This window comes from Butyricimonas sp. Marseille-P3923, from assembly GCF_900184685.1.
Classification (GTDB): Bacteria; Bacteroidota; Bacteroidia; order Bacteroidales; family Marinifilaceae; genus Butyricimonas; species Butyricimonas muris.
Genome location: NZ_FXXL01000005.1, coordinates 494728 through 511036, shown reverse-complemented (window position 1 = coordinate 511036; position 16309 = coordinate 494728). Strand labels below are relative to the sequence as shown.

Genomic DNA, 16309 nt, shown 5'->3' with positions numbered 1-16309 from the left:
GATGAGAAGTTATATATTGTTCATTGCATTGTGCCTGCTGGTGTCCTTATCGGGTATCGGGCAGGAGAAGAAAGCCCCGGAAGAGAAGAAGCCTGCCGCGGAAACAAAGAAAGGCCCCATGTCGTTTGACAAATTCTTCAAGGAAGGAATGAAACGGGTGGACGCTATTTTCCCCGTGTACGAGGCGGACGATAAGTATTACATGGAGATCGCTGACGAATACCTTGGGAGAGATATTTTTATCTCCGGTCAGATGTTGAAAGGTATCGGGGTGAGAGCTTCGGGGCAGGAATCTGCCGGGGTGGTGTGTTTCAAGAAAGGACCGAAAGATAAACTGTACATGTACAGCGAGTATAATGGCATGGTGGCTTCGGAGAAGCAACCCGAGTTGGAGCGCATACTGGCAGAGGAAACTCTTTTACCCGTGGAAGCGGTTTACCCGATCGTGGCTTGGGGGAAGGACTCCGCCGGGGTGATTATCGAGATCACGAACCAGATTAAGGGTGTTGCCGATTGGTATAAACTCTCGGACGAGGGTACGAGTGCCGCCCTCAAGGGTAACAAGCAATCCGGGGGAGGCGAGATGATTTTCGTGAACGAGGTGTTGAAGAAACGGAACGGGGTGAAATTCAAGTTGACGTGGATTGTTGATCAGAACGTGGCGGGCATCGAGTGTCACGTGGATCTGTTACCCGAAAGGCGTATGCGGGTGCGCTATGCCGACGAGCGTGTGGGGTACGAAACCTTGAATTACTACGATTTCGGCACGAATCCTTACGGGGTGAAGAAAAGAACCATCGTTACCAAATGGAACCTCGAACCCAAGGACATGAACGCTTACGCCAAGGGTATTCTGACCGAGCCGAAAGAACCGATCGTGTTCTATCTGGACGCGTATTTTCCGAAAGAATTGATCAAATATGCCAAAGAAGGGGTTTTGCAATGGCAATCCGCTTTCGAGAAAGCGGGATTTAAAAACGCCATTCAAGTGCGAGTGGCGAAGGACGAGGACGAGATGACTTCCGCCCGTGCCGTGATCTCGTATAGTATCAACGCGGGTAGCAACTCCACTTCTTTCGATCGGGATATTCGTACCGGGGAGATACTGGCTTGCAACGTGAATTTGAATCACGTTACTCTGGGGGGCTACTTGGAAACCTATTTCGCCCGCTGTGCCGGGGTAGACCCCCGTTTGGAAAAGAATTACTTTGATCCGCGGGTGGCGGGTGCTATCGTTCGTATGTTCGTGGCAAAACAAGTGGGACTCGCTTTGGGATTACTTCCCAACTACGCGGGTAGTTACGCTTACACACCTGCGCAGATTCGTGACCGTAATTTCGTGAAAAAGAACGGATTCTCGGCTTCCGTGTTGGATGATTGTTCCTACAACTTCGCGGCACAGCCCGAGGACAGGATGACCACGGATGAATTAGTCGGCTGTAAAGTCGGTGCTTATGACCGTTGGGCTATCGAGTGGGGCTACCGGTTGTTCCCGAACAGCAAGGATATCAATACTGACAGGAAATTATTGAAAGACCTCACGGATCGTCGTTTGAAAGATAAGGCACTTCTTTACATGAAGAACACGAGTTACGATTTTCGGGCTTTGCCTTCGGATTTGTCTTCGGATAAAATAGAGGCCGCACGCTTGGGAGTCCGTAACATGGAGCGCTTTATCAAGAATCTGAACAAGCTTTCCGCTTCTGCCGACAAGAAGAACGACGATTGGATGGTGTACGCGCAGGGAGGAGCGACAGCTTTAGGTTCGTTGTACCAGAATCTGGTATACAAAGTGATGGAAAACATCGGCTGCCGCATGACTCTGGAAAAAGGGGAAGCCTTTTCTTCTAAAGAATTGCAGCAAAATACGTTGGCGTTCCTTGCCGAGTATGTATTTGCCGCACCTCAATCTTGGATGTATGATGAGGTACTTGCCAAAGAATTTGGGGTAGGTCCGGAAGCCGTGCGTTTCGGTTTGCAGGAGATCGTGTTCTCGTACTTGTTAAACCCCAAGGTGATCGGGAATATCGAGTTGGCTTCTCGTGTCGAGGGCGATAAAGCGTACAACCTGATTGAATACTGGCGGGATATACGTCGTTTGTTATTCAAGGATTTTGACAAGAACACGGTACTGTCCGGCTTCGAGTGTCACACGGAAAATATATTTATCATGTGCTTCATGGACTTGTTGGTGAAAAATGCCGTCCTTACCAATAGCAACAAATTGTCGACCTACGGGACGAATCTGATCGCTTGGGTGAATGACATTCACGATCAGGCAAAGGCATTGTCCGAACAACATGCCGACAGCCGTATGCGTGATCATTACCGTGCCATGATGTACCGTATTGAACAGGATATGAAATTGATTGCTTCGATAACGAAGTAAGCGGATTCCGGTTCCCTTCGGTTTTACCGGTTGGGAACCGGATTTGCCACATCTATTTGATTACTCACTGCCTTCAGGCGAATAGCCTGTTTCTGCCTTGTATATATAAACAATAAATTACATGGAAAAAGCGTAAATAGAAATTGATATATTTCGGAATGCCGACAATTTTGCTACCTTTGAGAAACTTGTGGTAGGAAAACAAGTCAAAATGCGTGTGAAACTTATAGCGTTCGAATGAAATTATTAATCTGTTTATGCTCTTACGCGGGATATGGATTCTTGTGGATTGCAAGCTTCTTCCCGTTGCCCATGATGTATTGGGTGACGGACATATTGTTTCTTGTTTTATATTATGGCATCAGGTATCGTCGCGGGGTGGTCGACATGAACCTGCGGAACGCTTTCCCGGAGAAGAGTGAGGAAGAACGAAAGTGTATTGCCCGGCGTTATTACCGGCACTTGTGTGACATGTTTGCCGAGTTCTACAAATTGTGGCACATATCGGAGGCTGAAATCAAGCGGCGCTGCGTGATGATGAACTTGGACGTACCCCATCATTATTTCGAGCAAGGACGTAGCGTGATAGTCTTTGCCGGTCATTACGGCAATTGGGAGATGATGTATTCTTATAAACTGTGGGAAAAAGGCATCGAGTTAATCCCGATCTATAAACCCATACACAACAAGGTATTCGACCGGATGACCTATTTGATCAGAAGTCGCTTCGGGGCAACGCCTCTCGCGAAAGCCGACACGTTACGGGTGATGTTGCGTAACCAGAAAGAGGGGAAAATATGCATGACCGGGTTTATCGGCGATCAAACCCCGAATAAACATTCGTTGAATTTCTGGACTACTTTCTTGAATCAAGATACGCCCGTGATGGAGGGAACGGAGAAAATTGCCCGCAAATTGAACCAACCGGTAGTGTATCTCAACATGAGAAAAGTGAAACGCGGTTATTATCACGCCGAGTTTTATGACCTGTGTTCCGATCCGCAAAACTTGGAACCGGGAGAACTTACCCGTATGCATACCCGCATGCTGGAAAAGTTTATCCGTGAAAATCCCGAATACTGGCTTTGGTCGCATCGGCGCTGGAAACACAAACGCCCCGCGGAACAACGTTAGTCCGGTAACCTGATCTCTGTCGAGAACCCGTGAGGTTGTAAATCGCAAAAGAATATTTCTCCCTTGTGCATCTTCACGATCTGGCACACTATACTTAACCCCAATCCGTGTTCCTGTCCCGGAAGTACATCCGGCAGACTGCCTTGCGCCAAAGTTTGTAGTTCCCGCAAGTATTCGGGAGAAACCCCGTCCCCGTTATCTGCCACGGTAAAACAGAACCGTCCCTTTTTATGTTTCAAGCTCAATGTCAATGTCGTCCCTTCCGGGGTATGTCGGATGCTATTGTAAAGCAGGTTATTGATTGCCCGCGCGAGTAAACGTGCATCCCCGTGCAGGACGGCGGATTCCATACCGGGAGCGATGATTGTCTCCACTTGGTAACGTTGCGTCCGAGGTTCATTGTTGAGAAAAGCGGCGATGGTCTGCCTGAAAAAAGTTACCGGGTGGAACGTTTCTTTCCGCGGTGTCCGGGTTCCGTTTTCCAGTTGGGAAAATAAATTCAGATCATCAATCAGTTCCCGTAGCTGAAGAGCTTGATTCCGGATATAAAGTGCCTGTTCCCGGGTTTCTTCCGGGGAGTAATTCCCCTCTTCCAGTTGGCCCGCCCGTGCGAGAATCACGGACAAGGGAGTACGCACGTCATGCGACACACCCGCTATCCAGTTCTCCCGGTACACGGAACGCTTGTGCAATATACCCGAAGTGCGGTTCAGGCAGGATGCCACGTCGGCAAACATCCCTTTCTCCTTTACTTGAACGGATTCCCCGTTAGACAACTTTTGTATGCCCCTGAGTACCCCTTTCAGCGAACGCGACATCCGGTGGTCGATAAACACGTAGACAAGTATCAACACGAATATATTCCCGAAAATAAGCATGATATAGAGGACGGGAAAAAATTTCACTTCCGCTATCCGCTGCATACTATTATACCGTGCGTAACTGTCTTTCGGGTAACCCGCCACGAGAAGCCCGTCGTCCTTTTTCCATGTCACCACGGGATAGTCCTTCAAGTAGAATTTTGCCATAGAGGAAATATCGCTTAGGGTGTACGTGTCGGGAATCTCTTTCGGGAGGTCAACTGCCCAGCGGATATTCCCCTTCTTGTTGTCCAGCAGCATCACCCACATCTGTTGCTCTCTTATCTGCACCAGAAGTAAGGAATCGAGTTGGAAATTGTTGTCGTTTATTTGCAACCTGTCCGCAATCTTCCGTATGAATTGCGCGGGTGGTTGCGAGCCGCCTGCCTTGAGGTAATAGTGAACGACGAGTGAATACACGATCACGTTTATCGTGATTAGCAGGAAGGCACCGATTAGCACCCGTTTCCCGATTCGTTTAATGGAATGTTGCAGGTCGTTCATGGCGCACTATATTAAGAGTTTATAACCTAGCCCTTTGATCGTGATGAGGGAAACCGGGGCGGACGGGTTGTCTTCTATTTTCTCTCGGATACGCCTGATGTGTGCCATAAGCGAGTTCTCGTACCCGTACAGGTTGTCGCCCCATGCCTCTTCGCAGAGCGTGTCGATCGTCACCACCCGGTTCGCCGATTTGTACAGTACGCCCAGTATAGCGTGTTCCCGTGCCGTCAGTGGGAATATCCTGCCTTGCCTGTTCACCTCTGCCTTGTCGAAATCAACGGTACAATCTGCCAGTTCCACCACGGTCTTTTCATTTTTGTACGAGCGGCGCAGGATTGCCGTCAACCGCGAGAGAAGCTCTTTAGGAAGAAAAGGCTTGGTCATGTAATCGTCACCCCCGGCGTCCAGTCCCATGAACATATCTTCCGGTTTATCCCGTGCCGTGAGGAAAAGAATGGGGATGTCCTTCATTTGCCGGATTTCCTTCATCAGCGAGAAACCGTCACCGTCGGGCAGGTTCACGTCAAGCACGGCAATATCCGGGAAGGAATGTTTGCAGGACTTCAGTGCCTCGCTTGCCGTGCCTGCGGTCGTGATGGAGGTGAAACCGTCCCCGCGGAGAATACTCTCGATGAGTTCCAGTAATTGCCGTTCGTCGTCGACAACCAGAATATTCTTTCTTTTGATGAAATTGAATTCTTTGTCCATAACCACGCTGTATCCTGATGTTTCTACAAATCTAAGGAAAATAAACGGGATATCGTGCGCCGGCGGTAAAATGTAAGGTAAATGTAAGGATGGCGTAAACTCCCTGCAAGGAAACCCGTGTATTTTTGTCCAAAAACGAAACGGATGGATCGGAGAAAATATTTGAGCTTGATTCTATTACTTTGCGTGACTTTGGCGGTTCACGCGCAACCGAAGGAGAAAGGGGGCTTCGTGTCCGGTTGGCTGAAAGATAGTGTTACCTTGTTGCCCGTCGCTTATGCCACGGTACAAGTCGCGAGAGCGGAACGCCCGTCCGCTCCCGTGAAACTGACCGTGACCGACACGAACGGGTATTTTCGGGTGGCGGCACTTCAGCCGGGGAAATACACGGTGACTCTCTCGCACGTGGGATTTCGGGCGGTGTCCCGTGGGTTTTCGCTCGGCACGAGACAGGACGGGACAGAGCTGGGTATCCTGTACATGCGGGAAACAGCGGAGAGGCTCGGGGACGTGAACGTCACGGCTCAGAGGCTCCCGATAAAATTCGAGATAGACAAGATAACGTATGATGTCGAGTCCGATCCCGATGCCCGCGTGACGAGCACGCTCGATATGTTGCGCAAAGTTCCCCTCGTGACGGTTGACGGGGACGATAATATCGAACTGAACGGGAGCGGGTGTACCATATATATCAACGGGCGTCCTTCCGGCTTGATGAAACAGAAACCGGGGAAGGCGTTGAAAGGAATCCCGGCAACAGCAATCAGAAAAATCGAGGTCATCACGAGTCCCGGGGCGAAGTACGACGCCTCGGGGACGGGTGGAATTATCAATATCGAGATGGCGCGAGGCGGGTTGGAGGGGTATTCTGTTTTCGTGCAGGGTAACGTGGACGATATCGGGAAATGGGGTGTTGCTTTGAGCGGGATGCTCAAGTACGACAAGTTATCGGCGTCCGGCTTTTTCTCCCATTATCCCAATTATCTTCGCGACGCGAGATATAATTCCGTGTTGACAAATCTGAATGACACGGAATCGCACAACCTCTATTCGAGAGTGCGCGGTAAGGTACGTCAACCGGCATCGTACATCAACGCGGAGATAAGCTACGAGGCGGACTCTCTGAATCTCTTGACTTTCTCCTTGTCATCCCGTCGGTACGAGATTATCCGTGAAGCCGCGAAGCGGGACGAGATGCAGCGGGAAGATACCTCCCCCGTGTACCGTTACCGCGCGACCGAAAAGTCGAAAACAAATAACGGGGGAACGGAAGCGACCTTCAATTACCAGCGGACTTTCCGGAAACCGGAACAACTCTTCACGCTTTCTTACATGTACAACTATATTCCATCGGGAGGGTACAATCACCGGTATATGTTCGACTTTTGGAAAGATAACGCGCAAGTCACCTTCTCGCCTTACGATATCCGGGATGAGAACAAGGCACGGTCGGACGAGCATACCGTTCAGGCGGATTACGTTCACCCGTTCGATACCTTACAGACCTTGGAATGCGGGTTGAAATACATCCGTCGCACCGCTTCCAGCAAGGGAATCTATAAACGTCGGGAAGACCCGGGAGAAGCTTGGGAGTCGCTTCCGGCAAGGGAAGAGAGATTTCTTCACGTGCAGAATATTTACGCCGCTTACCTGACGTATGCCTTGAAATATCGTAAATTCGGGCTGAAAGCCGGGGTACGCCTCGAACGTGCCGCGTTTGATGTCGCTTTACACTCGCGAACGGAGCCGGATTTTGACGCCGGTTTCACGGACGTGATTCCTTCCGTGACGTTCTCGTTGCAGGTAACCCCGACACGTGTCTGGAAAGTCGGCTACAACACGCGTGTCATGCGTCCGGGGATACAGCACCTCAATCCTTATCGCTCGGAAACCAACGCCAGCGTGGTATCATACGGGAACAGCCGTTTGAAATCGGAACGTTTTCATATCGTGAGTTTGGGATTCAGTACCTTTACTCCCGCGTGGATGATAAATACCAGCGTCGAGTATCGTTACTCGGGTAATTCCATCCGTGCCTACACCTTCATGGAGAACGGTCGGAAAGTGAATACCTTCGGGAATATCGGGCAAGAGAACAGCGTGACGCTCAATCTTTTCGTGAACGCTAACTTGGGCGGCAAGACGAGTTTGCGGGTAAACGGGAATGTCGGTTACATCGACCTCGACAGTCGCGAAATCCGTTCCGTCGCGCGTGGCTGGCAATACTCGGCGACCGCAGTCGTGCAGCAAACCTTGTGGTGGGGCATCCGGTGCAGCGCTTACGGGGGATATTTCGGTTCCCGTGTCCGCCTTCAATACGATTCCGACGGTTACTACTACTACGCGCTCACGTTGAACAAGAGTTTTCTGAAAGACAGGCTCACTTTCTCTTGCAGTGGCAATAACTTCGCCGACGGCCTGCGCCGTTTGAAAGGAGTGGTGTCCGCCCCGGGATATATCCAGCATCACGAGAACGTGCTGCAATACCGGAGTTTTAATTTCAGCCTGTCCTACCGCATCGGCAACCTGCGGGCAACCGTGAAAAAGGTAAAACGGGGAATCGTGAACGACGACGTGAAGCGGGAGGACGCATCCGCAAAATAGGATGCGCCCCCGCTTCTCTTTTACTCGTGTTTAACCTCCGTGTATGCCGACCGGGAAGCCCGTGTGTTGAGAGGCGATACCGCGAAGACGTAAGCGATGATGCTTTCCGGCTGAAACTTCTTGTGGAGCGGGAAATCCGCTTTGCCGGGTTCTCCTCGTTTGCCCAGCGGATAGACGATATCTTTTTTCGCTTTTTGGTCGAAAATAGCAAGAAATAAGTCATCCTTGTCTTTTGCCACGGGAGAAAGCGGTTGTCGGAACCATTCGGCGTGGATGCGTCTTTCCCCGTCGTTGCAGGTGACCGCCACCGTGGGCGGGAGCAGGTTGCCCGTCGAGCAGGTGATACGCTCCGGGTGAATCGTCACGGCGAGCGTTTCCTCGTCTACCTCCACGGCGTTCTGGTTTGTCCCGATGAAGGCGGCGCGAGCCGTTGACCACGATTGTCCCCGGAAGCTCGCTTGCAACGTGTTGCAAAAGCGGAAGGATAGCTTGGATAGCGTGGCGAATCGTACCTGTTGCACCCGTTGTGCGGGAGATTGTTTCTTTTTTTTGCTGAAAATCTTGCCCTTGGCCACGTTTTTTCCCTTGTACTGGCACATGGTTACGTTGCCCACGGAGCCCGATGCTTTATCGAATAGATTGGATTGAAATATTGCCATGATAAATAGGTTTATAAGGTTTATAAAGTTTGTAAGGTTCATAAAGTGATGGCGGTTCGTAAAGTTTGTAAGGTTCACCGGGTCACGTGACCTGTAATCATGACTTGTATAAATCATGAACTTTATAAACTTTAGGAGCCGGAGGCCCAACTTTATGAACTTTATAGACCGGAGGTGTGTCAATACACACCTCTTAGTGGCACGTTGAAATAAGTGCTGTTCGAGAATCCATCCCGTGTTGTGTTCACGAAAAACGCGTACACGTGCGCTTCCCTCGCGAGGGGTTGCTCCAGCGTGATTGCCGCCATGCCATCCTCTCGGGTAATTCCCGTGTGGTCGATAATCTCCACCCGGAACGGCTCGTGGTCATAGATCACTGCCAGCGCCAACTCGTCCCTGTTGCGGCGGTAGTTACTCCACGGGGCGGGTTCCCAAGTCAGTGAAAGCGTACCCGCGGGTGCTTCCTGTCGGCGCAATTGGAACGGTGTCTGTAATACGCCCCGTGTGAGGTGTAGTAGTTGGAAATCTCCTACCGTGCAGTCCGTGCTGTATGCTTGGAGATTGGTGCTAATGAATAAGTTGTATCCCGACGAGATTTCTTTTCGGGTAGCTTCCATGCGCCATGCGTGGCACAGGTATGTCTCCTTTATTGATTGATACAACGTGACTACCGCTGCCAGACGTGCGTTTTGTGCTGCCCGGGTGGGTGATCCTGCGTTACCGTCATACGAGGGCAATGCCCTGCCGAATGTTTTCTTGCCTTTTTGGAAAATAACCATTCCCTTGTATTTCCCCTTGGCGTCTTTTAGTGCTCCTGATTTAATTTCTACCATAATGTTACTTTTAATTATTACCTAATACCCCTCGTTCCATCTACTTTGCCTTTTCATAGGCACTTTAAAGATACTACCGGAAGGATGGTTTGTCAAGTTAAATTTATATATTTTTCATTAAAACGTGGGCTAGGTGTGGGCGAACATCAGGCGAATAACAGGCGAAGCCTTTAGTCAACCGCCTGAAAGTTTGGTAAAATCCACCCCCGGGGGTAAGATAGGACACGGGAATGGGTTGATTTCGGGTGTTAGCGGGTGAGGATGAAATCCGGATTTTGCGGGATAAGAGAGAAGGGTATGTCGAAACACACCCTTCCCGAATGAAAAATTTATTGAAAACGAGGTTTTTATTTCATTGCTTCCTCGATGGAAACGGCAACAGCAACAGTGGCACCCACCATCGGGTTATTCCCCATGCCGAGGAATCCCATCATCTCCACGTGAGCGGGGACGGACGAGGAGCCGGCGAATTGCGCGTCACCGTGCATGCGTCCCAGCGTGTCGGTGAAGCCGTAGCTGGCGGGACCCGCTGCCATGTTGTCCGGGTGCAGGGTACGTCCGGTACCACCACCGGAAGCCACGGAGAAGTATTTCTTCCCGGTTTCCATGCACTCTTTCTTGTAAGTGCCGGCAACGGGATGTTGGAAACGGGTCGGGTTCGTGGAGTTCCCGGTGATGGATACATCCACGCCCTCGTGGCGCATGATGGCAACACCTTCCCGAACGTCGTCGGCACCGTAGCATCTCACTTGCGCGCGTTCTCCCTTGGAATAGGCTTTCTCCCGCACGATTTTCAATTCTCCCGTGTAGTAATCAAATTCGGTCTGCACGTAAGTGAAACCGTTGATACGGGAAATAATCATGGCGGCGTCTTTACCCAACCCGTTGAGGATTACCTGCAAGGGTTGCTGGCGTACCTTGTTGGCGGATTTGGCGATACCGATAGCGCCTTCTGCCGCGGCGAAAGACTCGTGCCCGGCAAGGAACGCGAAGCATTTCGTTTCCTCGCGAAGCAACATGGCGGCAAGATTGCCGTGTCCCAATCCTACCTTGCGGTCGGCGGCAACGGAACCCGGTATGCAGAAGGACTGCAAGCCCTCGCCGATAGCCTCGGCTGCCTCGGCTGCTTTCTTGCATCCTTTTTTAATGGCGATAGCCGCACCTACAACGTAAGCCCATGCCGCGTTTTCGAAGGCGATGGGCTGAATTTCTTTACACATCTTGTACGGGTCGATTCCTTTCGCGTCACAGATAGCCTTTGCCTCGTCGATGTCCTTGATCCCGTGTGTATTTAATACCGCGTTGATTTGATTTATCCGGCGGTCGTAACTTTCAAATAAAGCCATAATAATTTTAGATTTAATGATTACAAAGTCGCAAGCGACTTTTGTGATTTCTTGATTCTGAATAGCGTGATAATAATCACTTAATCATAAATCGTAAATCACCAAATTAGTTTATTCTTGCCGCGGGTCGATGTATTTAACGGCTTCCGCGAAGCGACCGTAGCTGCCTTTGGCCTTGTCAACCGCTTCTTTCGGGTCGATACCTTTTTTCAGCATGTCGGTGAATTTGCCGAGGTGGATGAACTCGTAGCCGATGACTTCACCGTCCTCGTCCAATCCCATGCGGGTAACGTATCCCTCTGCCATTTCGAGATAGCGGGTTCCTTTGGCGCGTGTCCCGAACATGGTGCCCACTTGGCTGCGCATTCCTTTGCCCAAGTCTTCAAGGCTGGCACCGATGGGAAGACCACCCTCGGAGAAGGCGCTTTGGCTGCGCCCGTACACGATTTGCAGGAACAGTTCGCGCATGGCGGTGTTGATGGCGTCGCAAACCAAGTCCGTGTTCAACGCTTCCAACAGGGTTTTGCCGGGAAGGATTTCAGACGCCATGGCGGCGGAGTGGGTCATCCCGGAGCAACCGATGGTTTCCACGAGGGCTTCCTCGATGATGCCGTCCTTGATGTTCAAGGTCAGTTTGCATGCCCCTTGTTGCGGTGCACACCAGCCGATACCGTGGGTCAGACCCGAAATGTCCTTGATTTCTTTGGAACGAACCCATTTTCCCTCTTCCGGGATGGGTGCCGGACCGTGATTAGGTCCTTTTTTCACAACACACATGTGTTGTACTTCATGCGAGTAAATCATTGTCTTTGTTTTTGATTGATATATTGTTAAATACCTTGTCGTAATCCTAAACGCGGACAAAATTAACACATTTGTTCCGGATAAAAAACATCTTATAAAACATATAATTGTGCATACGTTTGCGTTTCAATATGTTGATATATAATTATTTGTTGTTCGTGACGAAAAGTTCGGGGTAAATTTGGCATTTTGCTTGTTTATACCTAATTTTGGTAAGTTAAACAATGCGTGTATGAAGAAATTATTGCCTGTAGCCGAGTTAGGAATGAGTATTGACAGGCGGTTGGATAACACGGGTATCTCGAAGATTACGCTTGAATCGGCGGGGTGTTAAGTTGTGATTAATGTTTTTTCTGTTTTGTTACGATTAATTGATGGGACTTTTTTAGCTGAATTTGATTTCTTTATTTATTTTTAGTGGCATGGAAAAGAGTAAGTAAGATGGTAAGAAGTAAAATGCAAGGGCTTGATGGTGATGTGAATGATATCGAGTCGGTATTTAAGGAATATTATGGTTCGCTTTGTTATTTTGCTTCCAAGTATTTACAAGACGAGGAAGTGATCGAAGATGTCGTGCAGGATATCTTTATTACTCTGTTGGAAAAAAAGACACAATTCCAGTCCGTGATTCATTTGAAGAATTTTTTATACCTTTCCGTTCGTAACGGTTGTTTGAATCATATGCGCAATTTGCGTTCCCGCGATAGATATATCGCCTCATTGGCTTATGATGAGCGGGCGGAGTCATTCGAGGAGAATATTATCTTGACGGAAATCTACCGGGAATTGGCCGATGCCGTGAACAAGTTGCCGGAAGAGTGCCGCAAAGTATTTGAACTCTGTTATTTCCAAGGATTGGATAATGAAAGTGCGGCGAATGAGTTAGGATTGAGCGTTAACACGATTAAGGCCCAAAAGGCCCGCGGGAAAAAGATATTGAAAGAGAGTTTGAAAGATCTTATGCCGTTTTTCTTCTTCTTTTTTATGGGGTAATCAAAAAAGGGACTGTTCGACAGTCCCTTTTTTGCCTAAAGACGGATACGCGTTTATTCTATGATTACAACGCGGTTTAATTCTACATCTCCTTTGTAAAGATTTTCAACTCCGCCTTTACCGATTACTTCCAATTGTTTGGCATCTACGCCGTATTTCTTGATTAAAGCGTCAGCCACGTTTTGTGCGCGTTTTTCACTCAATTTCTGGTTGAATTCGGCGCTACCGGTAGCTTTGTCCGCGTAACCGATTACCTTGTAAACTTGTCCCGGGTTGCTCTTGATGAGGTTAGCGTAGTATTCCAAGTTGATCAGTTCTTTTCTGGTGAGGTTGGCTTTGTTTATTTTGAAGAAAATAGCCAATGGAGCGTTCTTGATAGTCTTTGCTTTGTTTTTTTCTGCATCCAAAGCTTTACGAGTTTGATCCAACTCGTCTTGCAGACGGTCAGCACGACGGATTTGTTCTGCCAATTTTGCTTCTGCGGCGCTCAACATTTCCGGGGAAACACCGGTATATATTGTTTCAGCTTTTTTCTCTCTTCTGAAATTGCGTTGTTTGAATTTGTAGGTAACACCCACGGAAACTCCCAGTATGCCTTCTCCCTTGCATCCGCCTACTTCTCCGTCAAATGCTTGCGGTACTAAACTACCTTTGATTTCCACGTTCACATCGAGGGCGTCAGTTAAACGCATTTTGTTGATCAATCCCGCTGCAAACATGAATTTGGTGTTATCCACGGAAGAACAACCATGGATCATTCCGAAACCGGCAAACGGTACAGCCTCGTAAAAACGATCGGTACGGTATCCCCCAATCCAATTTGATAAGTTGAGCAATCCGTCCACGTGTACATTGAATTGTTGCCATTTTTGTTTGTAGTATCCGTTTTTAAGAGCGCCTTTAGCGTAGATGTTTCCGGCGTCAGCCGTGGCACCTCTTAACGTGAAACCGCCTGCTTGAACCCGGGCTCCGATTGTCGGTAATACCCATTTCCCAACGGATAGGTCAAAGGCCGGAGTTAAGCGTTTCCCGAAGCTGGCTTTGCTATCACATTCTCCGAAGTAGATTTGTCCCCCGAAATTGAAAGATGTAAACCAGTTATCCCAGAAACCGTTAGTGACGAAGCCACTCCAAGCTTTGCCTTTTTCAGTTTCAAGGTTGTTGCTCTCGTTTTGGGCACTAGCCAAAAGAGGCAATGCAGCGATGCATAACAAAATAAATACTCTTTTCATACAATATTAGTTAATTTGTTATAGGATAATGAACAAAATCACATCCCTTCTAATTCAAAAACGATTGTTTTTCATGGCGCAAATATACGTTATTTTCATTTATAATACATTTATATTTTATATTTTTTCGAATTGCGTCATTTTTGTGGATGTAATTGTGCTTTTTCGTTATTTGCGTAATACAAATGAAATACAATTTTATTGAAATAAATGTATATGTAGGTTGTGTTGAAATTATGACTATGTAGCAATATAATTGGTGTATTTGTGTTTGTTTTAAATATTCATGTTGGATTGAATTGTTTTTCGAAAGCGTTAAATTTGTTGCAGAATAAAAAAGGTGAAAATATGATACTGGAAACGGAAAGATTGATTTTAAGAGAACTTGTTCAAGAAGATTTTGATGAAGTGTGTAAGTTATTACAAGATCCCGTGGTGATGTATGCTTACGAGGGGGCTTATAATGATCAGGAGGTGCAGGAATGGTTGGACCGACAATTCCGGAGATACGCGAATGATGGTTTCGGGTTGTGGGGAGTTGTGGAGAAAGAGAGTGGGGAGTTAATAGGACAATGTGGTGTCACGTGGCAAGATTGTGACGGGAAGCGGATTCCGGAAGTCGGTTATCTGTTGAGAAAAGAGTTTTGGCGTAAAGGGTATGCCACGGAAGCGGCTATTGCTTGCAAGGAGTATGCTTTTGAAAAGTTGGGTTTTGATGAAGTGTACTCGATAATACGGGATACGAATGTCGCTTCTCAAAACGTGGCATCGCGGAACGGGATGAAAAAAGTGGCGGCTTTTGTTAAACATTTTCGGGGTGTTGATATGTTGCATTTGGTTTTTCGGGTGAATAAAACGTAATTTTTTCTTCGTTTCTTTGAGATTTAATATGCTTGTATTCAGGTGAATATGCTGTTGTATTTTTGATATATCGAATTGCGTACACTTTTTTCGTAAAAAAAAAGAATCCCGTTTAATCCTTTTTTCGAGGGGTCGTGTATTAATAGTGTATGAAAGAGAAAAGTAATATATATCAGTATGACATTGCCGCTTTAATACTGGCGTATTTGCGGAATGAAATTGATGACGAGGGGCGGTCGAAACTCGAAGCATGGCTAGATGAGTCCGATTCCCACAAGGTTCTTTTCGCCCGTGTACAAGATGAAGAGTTGCAAATTAAAGATATTCGTAAGATTGTGTCGTATGATGCGGATAAGGCGTGGACGGAAGTAACCCGGAAGGTTGCTCGTCGACACAGGAAAAAATTGGGTGCGATGTATCGTATCGCGGCTTCTGTTGTTGTGGTGTTGGGTGTTTCGCTAGCATTGTGGATGAGTCGGGATAAAAAGTCCGAGAATAAAGTTGTTGAGGTGGCAGAGGTGGTCAAGATTGTTCCCGGGCGTCCGATGGCAACGTTGACAATTGCCTCTGGCGCTGTCTATCATCTGGATTCGTTAGATAACGTGGAATTAGCTTCGGCTTTTGCCGCGAATGATGGTAAGGAAGTTGTTTTTACAGATCTTCAACGTCCGGATTCCTTGAAGGAGATACGATATAATAAAATAGAAATACCCAGAGGGGGAGAGTATAAAATAACATTGGGTGACGGAACGCATGTATACTTGAATGCCCAGACAGAACTCCGGTTTCCGGAAAGTTTCGCGAATAGCGATCGGCGGGTGGTATATCTTTCCGGGGAAGCTTATTTTGAAGTCGCTAAAGATGCGGCGAAGCCTTTTATCGTGCGTTGCAGAGATTATGATGTGAAAGTGTTGGGAACCTCGTTTAACGTGAATGATTACGAGGACGAGAAAGATTCCAAAACTACGTTGGCTTCCGGGAAGATAGAGATTGATATGAACGGTCGCCAGACGGTGTTGAAACCGGGGCAACAGGCTGTGATTAAAGCCGGACGAGTGGATGTGAAGGAAGTGGATGTGGAAGTGTATACCACGTGGATGAAGGAGAATTTCCGGTTCCAGAGCGAAACCATGGAAGAGATATTGAAGAAATTGGCGAGATGGTATAATATAGATGTGATTTACATGGGAGAAACAGTGAAGAATTATCATTTCACAGGGTATTTGCCTCGTTACGCTAATATCGCAGATGTACTGGAATTATTGAGTTTAACGACAAAAATTAAATTTGAATTGAAAGGAAAAACAGTGACAGTGATGGAAAAGTAGTGTAAAGAATAAAGCCGAAGCTGCAACTCCGGCCTTATAAAATGTGTACTAAAA

Annotated in this window: 13 protein-coding genes; 6 read left to right on the top strand and 7 right to left on the bottom strand. The window is 47.9% G+C overall.

What is annotated here, in order from left to right; all coding sequences use genetic code 11:
* The first annotated feature begins 1 nt into the window (after position 1).
* Positions 2–2389 carry a zinc-dependent metalloprotease gene (locus CS948_RS05615; RefSeq protein WP_176554937.1) on the top strand — a complete coding sequence of 796 codons (2388 nt, stop codon included), beginning with the start codon at positions 2–4 and terminating at the stop codon, positions 2387–2389.
* Positions 2390–2626: 237 nt separating this feature from the next.
* Positions 2627–3523 (top strand): lysophospholipid acyltransferase family protein, encoded by an 897-nt coding sequence (locus CS948_RS05610; protein ID WP_099290729.1) that lies wholly within the window; start codon positions 2627–2629, stop codon positions 3521–3523.
* Here CS948_RS05610 and CS948_RS05605 read toward each other — a convergent pair.
* Positions 3520–4887 (bottom strand): sensor histidine kinase KdpD, encoded by a 1368-nt coding sequence (locus CS948_RS05605; RefSeq protein ID WP_099290728.1) that lies wholly within the window; start codon positions 4885–4887, stop codon positions 3520–3522. The genes CS948_RS05610 and CS948_RS05605 overlap by 4 nt on opposite strands.
* A gap of 6 nt (positions 4888–4893) precedes the next feature.
* Positions 4894–5595 carry a response regulator transcription factor gene (locus tag CS948_RS05600; protein ID WP_099290727.1) on the bottom strand — a complete coding sequence of 234 codons (702 nt, stop codon included), beginning with the start codon at positions 5593–5595 and terminating at the stop codon, positions 4894–4896.
* A gap of 144 nt (positions 5596–5739) precedes the next feature.
* Here CS948_RS05600 and CS948_RS05595 point away from each other — a divergent pair, with 144 nt between their 5' ends.
* Positions 5740–8199, top strand: coding sequence for an outer membrane beta-barrel family protein (locus CS948_RS05595; RefSeq protein WP_099290726.1), 2460 nt, complete (start codon positions 5740–5742; stop codon positions 8197–8199).
* A 20-nt stretch (positions 8200–8219) separates the two neighbouring features.
* Here the strand turns inward: CS948_RS05595 and CS948_RS05590 are convergent, their stop codons facing one another.
* From CS948_RS05590 to CS948_RS05575, 4 genes are all read right to left on the bottom strand, one after another.
* On the bottom strand, positions 8220–8858 hold the full coding sequence (locus tag CS948_RS05590; protein WP_099290725.1) for a hypothetical protein: 639 nt from the start codon (positions 8856–8858) through the stop codon (positions 8220–8222).
* Positions 8859–9037: 179 nt separating this feature from the next.
* Positions 9038–9691 carry a hypothetical protein gene (locus CS948_RS05585; RefSeq protein ID WP_099290724.1) on the bottom strand — a complete coding sequence of 218 codons (654 nt, stop codon included), beginning with the start codon at positions 9689–9691 and terminating at the stop codon, positions 9038–9040.
* Between the two features lie 347 nt (positions 9692–10038).
* Positions 10039–11037, bottom strand: coding sequence for a GGGtGRT protein (locus CS948_RS05580; RefSeq protein WP_099290723.1), 999 nt, complete (start codon positions 11035–11037; stop codon positions 10039–10041).
* 111 nt (positions 11038–11148) lie between these two features.
* Positions 11149–11841, bottom strand: a complete 693-nt coding sequence (locus tag CS948_RS05575; protein ID WP_099290722.1) for an iron-sulfur cluster assembly scaffold protein — start codon at positions 11839–11841, stop codon at positions 11149–11151.
* Positions 11842–12282: 441 nt separating this feature from the next.
* Here CS948_RS05575 and CS948_RS05570 point away from each other — a divergent pair, with 441 nt between their 5' ends.
* Positions 12283–12834, top strand: a complete 552-nt coding sequence (locus CS948_RS05570; protein WP_099290721.1) for an RNA polymerase sigma-70 factor — start codon at positions 12283–12285, stop codon at positions 12832–12834.
* Between the two features lie 53 nt (positions 12835–12887).
* Here CS948_RS05570 and CS948_RS05565 read toward each other — a convergent pair whose 3' ends face one another.
* Positions 12888–14066: an OmpA family protein gene (locus CS948_RS05565; protein WP_227217525.1), complete on the bottom strand. Its 1179-nt coding sequence runs from the start codon at positions 14064–14066 to the stop codon at positions 12888–12890.
* A gap of 348 nt (positions 14067–14414) precedes the next feature.
* Here CS948_RS05565 and CS948_RS05560 point away from each other — a divergent pair, with 348 nt between their 5' ends.
* Positions 14415–14927 carry a GNAT family N-acetyltransferase gene (locus CS948_RS05560; protein ID WP_099290818.1) on the top strand — a complete coding sequence of 171 codons (513 nt, stop codon included), beginning with the start codon at positions 14415–14417 and terminating at the stop codon, positions 14925–14927.
* A 149-nt stretch (positions 14928–15076) separates the two neighbouring features.
* Positions 15077–16255 carry a FecR family protein gene (locus tag CS948_RS05555; protein WP_099290720.1) on the top strand — a complete coding sequence of 393 codons (1179 nt, stop codon included), beginning with the start codon at positions 15077–15079 and terminating at the stop codon, positions 16253–16255.
* Positions 16256–16309 lie beyond the last annotated feature (54 nt).

What these genes read in the sequence shown, in the direction of transcription:
- CS948_RS05585 (WP_099290724.1), bottom strand. Translation starts at nt 9,691, where the DNA reads ATGGTAGAAATTAAATCAGGAGCACTAAAAGACGCCAAGGGGAAATAC.
- CS948_RS05575 (WP_099290722.1), bottom strand. Translation starts at nt 11,841, where the DNA reads ATGATTTACTCGCATGAAGTACAACACATGTGTGTTGTGAAAAAAGGA.
- CS948_RS05555 (WP_099290720.1), top strand. Translation starts at nt 15,077, where the DNA reads ATGAAAGAGAAAAGTAATATATATCAGTATGACATTGCCGCTTTAATA.
- CS948_RS05580 (WP_099290723.1), bottom strand. Translation starts at nt 11,037, where the DNA reads ATGGCTTTATTTGAAAGTTACGACCGCCGGATAAATCAAATCAACGCG.
- CS948_RS05570 (WP_099290721.1), top strand. Translation starts at nt 12,283, where the DNA reads ATGGTAAGAAGTAAAATGCAAGGGCTTGATGGTGATGTGAATGATATC.
- CS948_RS05565 (WP_227217525.1), bottom strand. Translation starts at nt 14,066, where the DNA reads ATGAAAAGAGTATTTATTTTGTTATGCATCGCTGCATTGCCTCTTTTG.
- CS948_RS05590 (WP_099290725.1), bottom strand. Translation starts at nt 8,858, where the DNA reads ATGGCAATATTTCAATCCAATCTATTCGATAAAGCATCGGGCTCCGTG.
- CS948_RS05615 (WP_176554937.1), top strand. Translation starts at nt 2, where the DNA reads ATGAGAAGTTATATATTGTTCATTGCATTGTGCCTGCTGGTGTCCTTA.
- CS948_RS05560 (WP_099290818.1), top strand. Translation starts at nt 14,415, where the DNA reads ATGATACTGGAAACGGAAAGATTGATTTTAAGAGAACTTGTTCAAGAA.
- CS948_RS05600 (WP_099290727.1), bottom strand. Translation starts at nt 5,595, where the DNA reads ATGGACAAAGAATTCAATTTCATCAAAAGAAAGAATATTCTGGTTGTC.
- CS948_RS05610 (WP_099290729.1), top strand. Translation starts at nt 2,627, where the DNA reads ATGAAATTATTAATCTGTTTATGCTCTTACGCGGGATATGGATTCTTG.
- CS948_RS05595 (WP_099290726.1), top strand. Translation starts at nt 5,740, where the DNA reads ATGGATCGGAGAAAATATTTGAGCTTGATTCTATTACTTTGCGTGACT.
- CS948_RS05605 (WP_099290728.1), bottom strand. Translation starts at nt 4,887, where the DNA reads ATGAACGACCTGCAACATTCCATTAAACGAATCGGGAAACGGGTGCTA.